This window comes from Ensifer sp. Root558 (assembly GCF_001427045.1).
In the GTDB taxonomy this organism is placed as follows: Bacteria; Pseudomonadota; Alphaproteobacteria; order Rhizobiales; family Rhizobiaceae; genus Ensifer; species Ensifer adhaerens.
Map to the genome: position 1 here is coordinate 505,906 of NZ_LMGC01000035.1, position 12,770 is coordinate 518,675.

General features: G+C 60.2%; 11 protein-coding genes. 7 read left to right on the top strand and 4 right to left on the bottom strand.

From position 1 onward, the window contains the following. Window positions 1-9: 9 nt before the first annotated feature. Window positions 10-573, bottom strand: coding sequence for a TRAP transporter small permease (locus ASD63_RS28810; RefSeq protein WP_034796497.1), 564 nt, complete (start codon window positions 571-573; stop codon window positions 10-12). 278 nt (window positions 574-851) lie between these two features. Here ASD63_RS28810 and ASD63_RS28815 point away from each other — a divergent pair, with 278 nt between their 5' ends. From ASD63_RS28815 to ASD63_RS28845, 7 genes are all read left to right on the top strand, one after another. Continuing rightward, on the top strand, window positions 852-1,517 hold the full coding sequence (locus ASD63_RS28815) for a TetR/AcrR family transcriptional regulator (protein WP_060530146.1): 666 nt from the start codon (window positions 852-854) through the stop codon (window positions 1,515-1,517). A gap of 193 nt (window positions 1,518-1,710) precedes the next feature. Beyond that, on the top strand, window positions 1,711-3,582 hold the full coding sequence (locus ASD63_RS28820; protein WP_060530147.1) for a sigma-54-dependent Fis family transcriptional regulator: 1,872 nt from the start codon (window positions 1,711-1,713) through the stop codon (window positions 3,580-3,582). A 163-nt stretch (window positions 3,583-3,745) separates the two neighbouring features. Beyond that, on the top strand, window positions 3,746-4,819 hold the full coding sequence (locus ASD63_RS28825; protein WP_029742884.1) for a 2,3-butanediol dehydrogenase: 1,074 nt from the start codon (window positions 3,746-3,748) through the stop codon (window positions 4,817-4,819). A 67-nt stretch (window positions 4,820-4,886) separates the two neighbouring features. After that, on the top strand, window positions 4,887-6,686 hold the full coding sequence (locus ASD63_RS28830) for an NAD(P)/FAD-dependent oxidoreductase (RefSeq protein ID WP_034796504.1): 1,800 nt from the start codon (window positions 4,887-4,889) through the stop codon (window positions 6,684-6,686). A gap of 395 nt (window positions 6,687-7,081) precedes the next feature. Continuing rightward, the gene (locus tag ASD63_RS28835) at window positions 7,082-8,128 is read left to right on the top strand and encodes a glutathione synthetase (protein ID WP_029742886.1); all 1,047 of its coding nucleotides are present in this window, start codon (window positions 7,082-7,084) and stop codon (window positions 8,126-8,128) included. 129 nt (window positions 8,129-8,257) lie between these two features. Further along, a complete protein-coding gene (locus tag ASD63_RS28840) occupies window positions 8,258-8,506 on the top strand; it encodes a hypothetical protein (protein WP_034796515.1) in 249 nt (82 codons plus the stop codon). A gap of 159 nt (window positions 8,507-8,665) precedes the next feature. Continuing rightward, the gene (locus tag ASD63_RS28845) at window positions 8,666-9,163 is read left to right on the top strand and encodes a hypothetical protein (protein WP_034796517.1); all 498 of its coding nucleotides are present in this window, start codon (window positions 8,666-8,668) and stop codon (window positions 9,161-9,163) included. Window positions 9,164-9,245: 82 nt separating this feature from the next. Here ASD63_RS28845 and ASD63_RS28850 read toward each other — a convergent pair whose 3' ends face one another. The 3 genes from ASD63_RS28850 to ASD63_RS28855 form a co-directional block, all read right to left on the bottom strand. After that, on the bottom strand, window positions 9,246-10,538 hold the full coding sequence (locus tag ASD63_RS28850; RefSeq protein WP_060530148.1) for a DUF763 domain-containing protein: 1,293 nt from the start codon (window positions 10,536-10,538) through the stop codon (window positions 9,246-9,248). A gap of 282 nt (window positions 10,539-10,820) precedes the next feature. Then, window positions 10,821-11,711, bottom strand: coding sequence for a hypothetical protein (locus tag ASD63_RS34620; protein WP_200953546.1), 891 nt, complete (start codon window positions 11,709-11,711; stop codon window positions 10,821-10,823). Window positions 11,712-11,929: 218 nt separating this feature from the next. Next, window positions 11,930-12,721 carry a phosphotransferase gene (locus tag ASD63_RS28855; RefSeq protein ID WP_162253366.1) on the bottom strand — a complete coding sequence of 264 codons (792 nt, stop codon included), beginning with the start codon at window positions 12,719-12,721 and terminating at the stop codon, window positions 11,930-11,932. Window positions 12,722-12,770 lie beyond the last annotated feature (49 nt).

Consider the following 12,770-nt stretch of genomic DNA (forward strand, 5'->3'; position numbering starts at 1 on the left):
GGCTCGTCCTCAGCGTTTGACGGGCAGCGGCCCGAGCGTGGCCGTGGGGTGTGGGTCAAGCGCCACTTCGTCTTCGCTGTCGCGCACCAGTTCCGCCGTCGTCACGTCGATGCGTCCGGTCGCGATGGCGAAAGCGTCGGCAAGCAGGATGAGGAATGCGGGTACCCCAAAGGCGAGACCGGCCCCGTAGAAGAAGCCCATGGAAAGCCCAGTCGCAGGCGCGCCGACATGCAGGTTGATGAGCGTCTGCGTCCAGCTGCCGCTGATCATCAGCCAGGTAGCGTAGAGCATCAACACATGGCCAAGAAGCACCGCGACCTTCGCGGCGGCCGGCGGCAGTCGTTTGATGAGCGTATCAACGCCGAGATGCCCGTGTTCGCGCAAGGCAACCACGGCGCCAAGAAACGTGAGCCAGACGAAGAAGATGCGTGATAGCTCCTCCGAGACCGTGATGCCCTGATTGAACGCATAGCGCAAAACGACGTTGCCGAAGACGAGGACGACCATGCCGGCAAGCAGCAAGGCAATCGCCACCTTCAGCGCGAAGAAATAGAAATCGATAATGCGGATCATGCGCTCCTCCCAAAGCGGAGTGCCGTCTTGGCGCCCGCGCATCACATTGGCGTCACGGGGCGGCGTTAGGGCACCGGTGCGAACACATCCTCCTCAAGTCGTCTTCGCCACTACAAAATGTACGAACTAGTACGTATGTCAAGCAGACTCTCTTGAAAGACCCCCGTAACCTCAATATGAATCTCACGGGAGGCGGTGTGGCGAGCCTCTGCGCTCGCCCGTTTCGATTTGGTTTCATTGGAAAATTTCGGCGAGTGCCGGGGGAGTGATCAAAAAGAATGGCGGGGCGGGTTGAGGCAAGTCGGAAGAACGATCCGGAACGCACCAAGGAAGACATCCTTGTCGTCGCCACGGAAGAGTTCTCCACACACGGCCTTGCGGGCGGACGCGTTGACGCGATCGCAGAACGGACCCGAACCTCCAAGCGCATGATCTATTACTATTTCGGGGGCAAGGAGGGACTTTACCTGTCCGTGCTTGAGCGCGCCTATCGCAAGATCCGCACGCTCGAGGAGGACCTGAAGCTTTCAAGCCTTGCCCCGGAAGAGGCGTTGCGTACGCTAATTTCCAGCACATTCGACCACGACGAGGCCAATCCCGACTTTGTGCGATTGGTCAGCATCGAAAACATCCACCACGCAGCGCATATGCTGCGGTCGGAAGCGATCCGTGATCTGAATGTCTCGGTCATCGAAACGATCGCGGGCATTCTGGAACGCGGTATCGCTGAGGGTGCATTCAAGCGAAAGGCCGACCCGATAGATGTGCATATGCTGATCAGTGCCTTCTGCTTCTTCCGGGTTTCGAACCGATATACATTCGGAACTATCTTTCGCAGGGATCTTTCCGAATCGGCCACGATCGGCCGCCATCGCCGAATGATCGCCGACGCCGTGATCAGCTACCTCCAGACGGAGGAAGGGGCAGAGAACCCCATATCCTAGGGCTATCGCGCATGGGATGGGAAGCACTCAGGCAATGGGGTGTTAATGCCAGAACGCTGCCGATCTCAACGACGTGCAGCCCAGACCTCGATAGGCCTCGTCGGCAAGCGCTTGGCTGACGCACGTCACCGCCCACCGTTGGCTTGACGTTGTCGATGAGAGTGTGTCAGCTTTCCCGTCAGGAGGGCGCTCGATGTCGACGTCGCTGTCGCATATTCGTGAGATAGAACGAGTCGCCTCCGGGGCCGCGAGCCCACGCGACGAGCCCGTCGTCCAATCCTGGCTTCGCTGCCTCAATGATTACAAGCTGGATCCGACGATCGCGCAGGAAGCCTATATCGTTCCGGGATCGAAGCTGCGCGAGCATCGCGAACAGGCGGAAGAACTGATCCGCATCGGGCGTTCCGGGCTTGAAGGGCTGTTCAACCAAGTCGCCGAACAGAACTATGTCCTGCTGCTGTCCGATGCCCGCGGCGTCACCGTCGATTTCATGGGGGATCCGACCTTCGACAATCAGCTGCGCAAGGCGGGCCTCTATCTCGGCTCGGAGTGGTCTGAGAGCCGGGCGGGCACCTGTGCCGTCGGGGCGTGCATCGTCTCCGGCCAGCCGGTCATCATCCATCAGGACGACCATTTCGACGCGAGCCATATCGGGCTGACCTGTACGGCGGCGCCGGTCTTCGACACGCTTGGCGATCTGACCGCCGTGCTCGACATCTCCCAGCTCCGGTCGCCCACTGCCAAGGCAAGCCAGCAGCTGGCGCTGCATCTGGTATCCGCCACTGCGCGGCGGATCGAGCTTGCCAACCTCATGACCCGCACCCGCAACGACTGGGTCCTGCGGCTTGCCCGCTCCCCGGAATTCCTGGATGTCGACCCGGACGCCGCCATCGCCCTCGACGGCAGCGGCCGCATCACCGGCATGACCCATGGTGGCTTCGGCGCACTCGCCCGCTCGATGAACATCCGCGGCCTCCAGACACGCAATTTCCTCGGCCTTCCGCTCTCGGAGGTGTTCGATATCGACGTGGACGATTTGCCCAACTTCATGCGCGGTCGTCCGAACGGCGAACGCTTGCTGAGAGCCAAGAGCGGCCTAGTCCTATTCGCCAGCGCCATCGCGCCCGTCGTCAGCCTGCGCACGCCCGCCGCGCCCGAAGCGCGCCTCCCCCGAGCCCTGCGCGATCTCAGCCAGGGCGACGCGACAATGGAACGGGTGCAGACCCGCGCGGCAAAATTGGCCACACGCCGCATCCCAATTCTCATTCAAGGGGAGACGGGCAGCGGCAAGGAGTATCTTGCTCGCGCGATCCATGACAGCTGCGGCGACAATGGCAACTTCGTCGCCGTAAATTGCGCAGCCATTCCCGAACATCTCATCGAATCCGAACTGTTCGGCTACGCACCCGGTGCCTTCACGGGCGCCAGCCAGAAAGGTAAGCGCGGCCTGATCGAGGATGCGGACGGTGGCACCCTGTTCCTCGACGAGATCGGCGACATGCCGTTCACGCTGCAAAGCCGGCTGTTGCGCGTGCTCTCGGAAAATGAGATTCAGCCGATTGGGGCGCTGAAGGCCCGGCCAATCCGCCTGCGCGTCGTCTCCGCCTCCCACCGCGATCTGGCGGAACTGGTTAAGCAGGGCCGTTTCCGGGAAGACCTCTATTACCGCCTGAACGCAGCAACGCTCTCGCTCCCCGCCTTGCGAGAGCGTCAGGATCTTAGCTGGCTGATCGACCAATTACGCGCTCGTGTCGAGAAGGAGAACCACGAGTCCTACCGCATCGACAAGACGGCTCGGGCGGCCTTGCTCGCGCATGAATGGCCCGGAAATCTGCGTGAGCTTTCCAATGTTCTGCGCGTGGCCGCGGCCCTTTCCGAAAATGGTCTCATCGATAGCGAGTGCCTGCCGGAACATCTCTTCTCCGAAGCCATCCACTCGTTGCCCGGCGAGGATGATGCGTTACGCCAGGCACTCAGGGACTGCGGCGACAACGTTTCGGCGCTTGCGAGAAAGCTCGGCGTCAACCGTTCCACGATCCACCGCCGTCTGAAGCGGCTCAACTGACGCAACGCCTGCAACACCTGTTGCACCCGGACTGTTGCATTTTCGGTGACTTTCGCTCCCGTCACGTTTCAAGCCTTTGATATCACAAACAAAATAGACGCAGTTGCGATCTGGCATGCTGCTTGCTGCCTCTCCTGTGCAAGAACAAACAGGAGGAAACACAATGAAAGCTCTGCGCTTTCACGCCGCCAAGGACCTACGCATTGACGATGTCGACGCTCCGCCTGCCCCTGGCCCCGGTGAGGTACTGGTGGAAAATCGTTTCTGCGGCATCTGCGGGACCGATCTGCACGAATACGCCTATGGCCCGATCTTCATCCCGAAGGAACCGCATCCCTTCACGGGTGCTCATGGACCGCAGATCCTCGGCCATGAATTCGGCGGCGTCGTGAAGGCGATCGGCGAAGGGGTTAGCCATGTGAAGCCGGGCGACAGGGTCTCCGTCCAGCCGCTGATCATGCCGCGCCGCGGAGACTATTATGCCGATCGTGGTCTGTTTCACCTGAGCGCCAACCTGGCACTGGCCGGCCTATCCTGGCACTCCGGCGGAATGGCGGAAGCGGCGCTGCTCAACGACTACAATGTCCAGCCCATTCCCGATGCGCTATCCGACGAAGAAGCCGCGCTGATAGAGCCGACCGCAGTCGCCGTATATGCGTGCGATCGCGGCAGCGTCACCGCCGGCAACAGCGTGCTGGTCACGGGCGCAGGACCGATCGGCATTCTCGTTGCCATGGCAGCGCGGGCGGCCGGCGCGTCGAAGATTTTTCTCTCCGATCTCAACGAGACGCGGCTTTCACTGGCGAAGGAAGCACTCCGCGAGGTCCGCACCATCAATCCCAAGATCGAAAAGGTCAGCGATGTTGTCCAGGCCGAAACCGAGGGCGGCGTTGGCTGCGATGTCGCCATCGAATGCGTCGGCAACGAACATGCGCTCAAGAACTGCGCGAGCGCGGTGCGCAAGCAGGGCGTCGTCGTGCAGACCGGCCTTCATCCAGGCGAGAACCCGCTGAACTGGTTCGACGTGACCTTCAAGGACATCGATATCCGCGGTTCCTGGGCCTATCCGACCCACTACTGGCCGCGCGTGGCGCGCCTGATCGCGAGCGGCCAAATACCGGCTCGCCGCATCGTCACCAAACATGTCTCACTGAGCGAAGCTGTTTCGGCAGGGTTCGACCAGTTGCTCGATCCCGCCGGTACGCACCTGAAAATACTGATCGACCTCAAGCGTTAGGCCGGTCCCCATTGCGGGACGGTTGAGGAGCCGTTCCGTTTGTCATCACAGAGCAGGAGGATAAAGGATGCTCGAGAAGACCCCCACCACCCGCGTTCAGGCACAGCTTGATGCCCTTGGCGCTGCACTCGAAACCGGCCGTATCGACGATGCGGTCAACCTCTTTGCAGAGGAATGCTACTGGCGCGACCTCGTCGCCTTCACCTGGAACCTCAAGACTGTCGAAGGCCGGGACGAGGTGCGCGACATGCTTCAGGCACAGCTTGCCTCTGCAAAACCCTCCAACTGGCGCGTCGCCGCCGGCGAAGAAGCAACCGAGGCGGATGGCGTGCTTGAAAGCTGGATCTCGTTCGAGACTGCGACGGGACGCGGCTACGGCCTCGTGCGCATCAAGAACGGCCTGATCTGGACGCTGCTGACGGCACTGGCCGAACTCAAGGGCCACGAGGAGAAATCCGGCTTTACCCGGCCGCTTGGCGCCAAGCACGGCCAGAATGTCGGCGCGAAAACCTGGAAGGAGGAGCGCGAGCACGAGGAGCGCACGCTCGGCTATGAGACGCAACCCTATGTCGTGATCATCGGCGGCGGACAGGGCGGCATTGCGCTCGGGGCCCGGCTTCGCCAACTTGGCGTGCCCACCATCATCCTCGAAAAGAACGACCGGCCAGGCGACAGCTGGCGCAAGCGCTACAAGTCGCTCTGCCTGCATGACCCCGTCTGGTACGACCACCTGCCCTACATCGATTTCCCGAAGAACTGGCCGGTCTTCGCACCGAAGGACAAGATTGGCGACTGGCTGGAATTCTATACCAAGGTGATGGAGCTGAACTACTGGACACGCTCCACCGCCAAATCGGCAAAATGGGACGAAGCCGCGAAGGAATGGACCATCGTCGTTGACCGCGACGGTGAGGAAGTGGTGTTGCGGCCAAAGCAGCTCGTCTTTGCGACCGGCATGTCCGGCAAGGCCAACATTCCGAATTTCAACGGCCGTGAGCGCTTTGTTGGTGACCAGCATCATTCCTCGCAGCACCCGGGGCCGGATGGCTACAAGGGCAAGAAGGTCGTTGTGATCGGCTCAAACAATTCGGCCCACGACATCTGTGCCGCGCTGTACGAGGCGGGCGTCGACGTCACGATGATCCAGCGCTCGACGACCCATATCGTCAAGTCCGACACGCTGATGGATATCGGCCTCGGTGGGCTTTATTCGGAACAGGCGCTGGCCAACGGCGTAACGACGGGCAAGGCGGATCTCATCTTCGCGTCGCTTCCCTACCGGATCATGCACGAGTTCCAGATCCCGCTTTACGACAAGATGCGCGAGCGCGACGCCGATTTCTACGCGGCACTGGAAAAGGCCGGCTTCCAACTCGATTGGGGCGCGGATGGCTCAGGTCTCTTCATGAAGTACCTGCGCCGCGGGTCCGGATACTACATCGATATCGGCGCGTCGCAGCTGATCATCGATGGCAAGGTGAAGCTTGCCGCAGGACAGGTGGAAGAGATCACCGAAACCTCGATAAAACTGGCTGACGGCAAGGAGATCCCGGCCGACGTCATCGTCTATGCGACGGGCTACGGCTCGATGAATGGCTGGGTCGCCGATCTCATCGACCAGGAGACAGCCGACAGGGTCGGCAAGGTCTGGGGACTTGGCTCCGATACGCCGAAGGACCCCGGCCCCTGGGAGGGCGAGCAGCGCAACATGTGGAAGCCCACGCAACAGGATGCCCTGTGGTTCCATGGTGGTAACTTGCACCAATCGCGCCATTATTCGCAGTACCTGTCACTGCAACTGAAGGCACGATTGGAGGGTATTCAGACGCCGGTTTACGGTCTGCAAAGCGTCCATCACAAGCGCTGAACCATTTAAGAGGCAGAGGGAGCTTGAGCGCCCTCTGCCTGTCGGTGTGTCCGCGTGCAGGCACCCCAGTGCGGCTGTGTGCCATGCGGACATAGCCAGGAGATTGACGCTGAGCCCGCACTTAATCCTCGTCCGAGACTTGCCAGACCTTCCGGTCCGAACCTTAGAGACATCACCTAGCGGAACCCTGGCCATCGGGTTAGGGCGCGTCTGCGGAGACAATCAAGACTGACAGGAACCAGTAGCAGCGAGGAGCGTTAATGCAACGGATCCTTCATGTCGTCTTCAGGTTGGGTCCAACGCGAGCCCCACACGCTTCGGGCCCCTAAAGTCGCCTTCGGGGCCATTGTACCGGGTGTGGCCGGTTGCACCCTTGTCTTAAGCCAGGAGCTCCCATGCGCATCGCCTTCCTTGTCAACGCGATCGAAACCGAAAGGCCATCCTATACGACAACATCCTTGGCGCTTGCTGCGCTTGCTCGTGGCCATGAGGTCCTCTACATCACGCCGGGTGATTTCATACTTGGGCCCGACGACGCATTGATGATCCGGGCGGCACATCTTGGCGACGCACGCCCCAAGAAGTCCGAAACACTGCTACGCGCTTTGATCGCGCCCGAACAGCAAAGAGCCCTTGTCAATGTTGAGGAGGTGGACGTTCTGTTCTTACGGAACGATCCGTCGCTGGATGCCGATACTCGCCCCTGGGCCGCGCATGCGGGTGCAAATTTTGGTCGGCTTGCCGCAGAAAGAGGCACGATCGTCGTCAACGACCCATGTGGTCTGGCCTTGGCGCAAGACAAGCTTTACTTCCAGGATTTCCCGGCCATCGTTCGTCCGACCACTTTGATTTCCAAGGACATCGAGGAGATCAGGGCGTTTATCGACGATCATTCAGACGGCGTAATCATCAAACCGCTACAGGGATCTGGCGGCAAGAACGTTTTTCGGGTCGGAAGCAGCACCGAATCCAACCTAAATCAAATCATCGATGCGGTGGGTGAGGTCGGCTATCTCATTGCGCAATGTTACCTTCCGAAGGCGTCGGAAGGAGATACCAGATTGTTTCTCATGAACGGGCGACCTTTGCAGCGCGGCGACGTCTACGCTGCGTTCAGGCGCGTTCCCGCGAAGGGAGACGTGCGCTCCAATATTCACGCGCGTGGGACGCCAAAACGGGCGCATGTGACAAAGGAAATGCTGGCGATCGCCGAGACCTTACGCCCGAAGCTTGTCGAAGATGGCATGTTCCTGGTCGGCCTCGACATCGTCGGCGACAAGCTGCTTGAGATAAACGTGTTCACGCCCGGTGGTCTCCAGACCATTCGTGAACTCTACGACGTCGACTTCTGCGAGGACATCCTCGAGTCGCTGGAGAACAAAATTGCGACCAGGAAGACGTATCAGGGAGCGTTGAACAACCGGATCTTGTCGACCCACTAGGACTTTGCCGAAGAACTCTGGGCACAAGGTCGCTAGCAAATTGGTGCTTTAAAAAAGATCTTTCCAAGGATTCGGAACCGATGGCGCTGTCCTCGGTTTCTCCTGCATACGCGATAGGAGAAGAAGGCGATGGCCAAAGACGACGATCTAAAAGCCGGCTTTACCGGCACACCCGAAGAACCTCTCGCTGGCGTTCGCAAAGCTGCGCAGACAGCCACCGAAGCAGTGAAGAGAGAGACGAGCGCTGTCGCGACTGCCGCAGCAGATCATCCTCACACCGCGACCACTCTCGGATTGCTGATCGGCGCTCTCGCCTTTACCATCGGCTACGTCGTGGGACGGTCATCGGTCGATACCGGGCGGGGATACTGGCGATAGATCCGCCAGCCGGCGAAGCTGATGTTCGCCGGCGCCTCTCAAATCATGATAACTCCCTCGTTACCATGAATTTAGGCGGCGCTAATATCGATTGACTACAGCGTGCACTATGCAAGTCTGAAAGCTCTTGATTGTGTCGTGACGCTGTAGGGTTTCTTCATGTTCTTGGTCCGCACCGATCTCGATGTCGCCATCACACGATGGCGCGAGATCATCTTGACTTCCTTGCCGTGGGACCAACTTGGCGGCTACGTTGCGTTGCGCAAGCATGATTTGACAATCGAACTTCACAACCTCGATGAGGATAGCGATCTGCTCGTCTTTGCCACCGATGGCGAAGTTCTGGCCAGCCGGTTCCGTTCAGCTTATCCCTTTGTGGTGACATACGGGAGGAATCCCGGCTACCCGCTGGAATACCTGGTCTGGCTTTCATTCCACATGCAAGCGAACTTCGATCGGTTGGGTGTCCTGGAAATGAGCGCGACTTACGAGGACGAGGAGGGCGACATCGAAAGCATGTCTGCCATGGCGATGGGCTTCTCGCGTCAGGCCGACCTTGACGACTTTATAGCGCGGTTCGACGGCAAGGACCTGAGCCAGGATTTGTTGTTCGGCTATGATGCTTATCTATTGGAGGTGGGAGAGAAGATCGGCTAAGGCATCCTTCCCCAAGGAATATCTCGCTCCTGCCCCTCGGCTGAAGCTCACCTCGCTGAACCAGCGCCGGCCACTCGATTTTCTAGCGTGCCTGACGGTGAGCGTTCGACGGCGTCGGTTCCAGCGACTTCTGCTCGGCCGATCCGCCAGTCTCCTCCCATCCAAACACACTGCGACCGCCCCATTCGGGCGAGTGGCGAAACTCTCCGGCAACAATTTCCTTAAGGTCCGGGCCGGTGGCGTATCTTTCAAGCTGCCGTGCCTGGTCGTCAAGACGCTTCAGCGCCTCCAGTTCCTCGCCAAGTCCGAGCCGCGCTTTCGTCACGGCCGATCGCATGACGGCGATCGTGTGGTCGTACACCTTGAGGGGCACGGGAAACGGATGGCGGTCCTTGCCACCGTGCGCAAGCGAAAACCGCGCCGGATCGGCGAAACGGCAAGGCGCGCCATGAACGACTTCAGCCACCATCGCGAGCGCGTTGACCGTACGGGCACCGACGCCCGGAACCATCAAAAGCTGCTCGAAATCTTCCGGCCCGCGATCGGCAGCCGCAGAAAGTGTCGCATGCAGCCGTCGCATGTTGACGTTTTCCTCCCGTACGTCGTGATGTGCCGGCATCACGAGATGTGGGAGCAACGGCTGATCGGCCTCCTTCGGTTTAACCTTTGGATCCAGAGCGACGACTTCCCGGACAATTCGGTCAGGCCCAAGCGATGCCAAAAGCTCAAGCTGCCCGTGGCGTGATGCGGCAGCCCGTCTGTCTGCGAGATTGACGATTTCCCCCTGACCTTTTCCCTCGATCGCCGCATGGGGAGAGTCGACGAAGCTGGAAACGCCCTCCGACAACCAATGATAGCGCCGGGCCTGGCGTTTATCGCCGTTCATGCCTTGCTGTACCACCACCCATTTGCCATCGTCAGCGACGATGAAACCGTGCAGGTAGAGGTCGAAGCCGTCCTGGACCGCGGCACTATCGACCTTTGCAACAAGCCGGCTGGTGGCCGCAAGGCCGGCACCATCGATGCCGACGCGGTTGCCGATGGCGATCAGTTCGTCTGGCGTCTGCCGCGAATGTCGTCCGCGACCGCCGCAGACGCTTATCCCGAGATCCCGCGAACGAGGAGCGAGACCGCGCTTGAGAGCGCCGATGACGCTGGTGGTGATGCCGGATGAGTGCCAATCCATGCCCATGACGCAGCCGAAGGACTGGAACCAGAAAGGATGGGCCAGACGGCGCAGAAACTCGTCACGGCCGTATTCGATGACGATGGCTTCGGCGATGATCGTCCCGAGCTTCGTCATGCGATCGCCGAGCCACGGGGGAACCCTGCCGCCATGAAGAGGGAGATCTGCACTTCCAGCTCGCTGAACCATTCGTGTCTTATAGGCCGCTTACAGGCATTGTGACAGGGGAAAGTTCTTCAAACGTTCCTACCGCCGGGAACAAGTCGCAACCCGTGCTATTTTGTGGTTGGAAGGCGCCGTTGCGTGGCGATCGACAAGAGGGGTAGTCTTCTGGTTCCCGACGATTTCGGCAATATCGTGTGGCGTGTCAGCGGAGAATGGCCTTCTGCCTGCTCTCCATCTCCCATGGATCGTGCACCCTCTGCTGCGTCTTGCCTCCCGCAATTGTAGATGACGCAGCTTCAAAAGCGATCAATGTGCCTTTGGTCGTCCCGCGTCGGCAATCGCCCGATGGGAGCTGGATGCCGCGCGCCGGCGCTCTCGAGTTCGGGCGTGCTTCCTGGAAACCCGCAGTTCCTCCAGATCTGGAAGCCACCAGCCGCTTCGATGATCGGGACCGGTGCGTGCCGGCCATACAGAGACCAATTCCGACAGTGTTGCGGGCCGCCAGGAGGCCCAGACAAACTCCATCAGGCTATTGTTCATGAATGGATACGAGCAGGAGAAAGTTCGAGGGACAATCTCCTGTGAAACCCCGATGAATATTATGACGCCGTAAGTTTCAGTGGAGACGGCACGCCCGAGCCGCGGTGGAAAAGCCGCAGGAACAGGGTATCGTCGTCTTCTTCGTTCGACGCTGCGACTTCTCGCTTCCAGTTCCTCGGCGGACCCCCGCGACGCAAGTCGACGTTGCTTTCGTGCATCCGGTTCATTGCGGCGGGCGGCCGCTTCGATCACAGGCCACCGTTTCCGCAATTCCTCGTAGGAGCGGAACGGAACATGCCACGTCCTGGAATTGTCATCCCAATGCGCCCACGGCACCTGTCGCAATTCCTCAACGATGGTGCGGGAGAAAGGTGTTAGCAGGCAAAGGTCATCGCCTGCCTCCAGATACGGGCTGCCGATGGGATCGAAGTCGTAAGCGTCCCTGCCCTTTGCTTCACCGAACGGATCCCGTTCCGACAATTGGCCGTCCATCCATCTGGTAAACCGGCGGTCGGCAGTCTTGCCCGGAATAAACCAATTGCGCCTATCGTCGCTCCATCTGGCCGGGGGAAAAGCACGCCGAAACTCTCCCAGCATGGTTCGGTCGTAGGGAAACGAAATATACGCACCGGGGCGATTTGATGGCTCACCCGACATCGCTTCGCGAACCCCTCCTCGTTCCGACACATTTTCCCGTCTCATTCAACGAATAGGCTTGGCCCGCTGTTCCCCGATTGCGCAAAAAAACGAGAGCCGAACGGCTTTTTTCGATGCTGTCAACCGAGGCGCGAAGTCCACATCGCGCCCAATGGCGGACATCGAACCGCGTTCGGATGAGGTGGGCCGAAGCAAATCCCGGTGAGAGGATGATCGGACTACGCCGCAAAGGCGTGCACGCCCGCGCGGACTGTCTCCGGGTCGCGGTTTTCGACGCCGTACAGAATGTCGAGAAGCGGAAAGGTCATTCGATAGAAACCCATACGATCCCTTGCCGCCGTGTCTGGGGAAAAGTGCGCGAGCACCAGGTCGACGAACGGGTCACCAAGCCCTGCCGCGAGGCTCGCAAAATCGTAAGCTGGGTCGCCGAGGCCGCAGCCGGAGAAATCGATGACGCCTGAAAGTCTGCCGCGATCGACGAGAATGTTTCCGGTCCCAAAATCCCCGTGAATAAGGCACTGCGGAAGCGCGTCGCAGGTCGCTAAAAAGTCGGAAAAGCGCTTCCGCAGAGCGGTGACGACATCAGGCGAAAGCAGAGGAAAGGCCACTGCTTCGCATTGCGCCAAAAGGCCATTCCACTCGGATGAAGACGCCTCGGCAGGCTCGGCCTCCACGCTGTCGATGGGGAGCGAATGCAGAGCCTTTAGAAAGGCGGCAAGATCCGCGGCCAAAACCCTCTGTGCGCCTATCCTCAAGCCGGTCAGGTCCGAAAGCGGTTCGCCCAAGATCTTGGCGTGCAGCGAGACGAATTGGCCGTCGATGCGGCGCACCTTAAGATCAGGTACCGGCACCGGGAGAAGCGGCCGCACCGCGCGAAGCGCCGCGGCTTCGCGCACCAGGTCGCGTTCAGCGCCGCAATGACGCGGTAATCGAAGGATCCTGCCGTCAAGCTCGTAGGCCACCGAGTTCTGCCCCGAGCCGATCAGGAGAGCCGGAGGCTCGGATGGCAAGCCAAGTTCCGCAACGATCCTCTGAAGGGGCATCGCATCGGTACCGCCA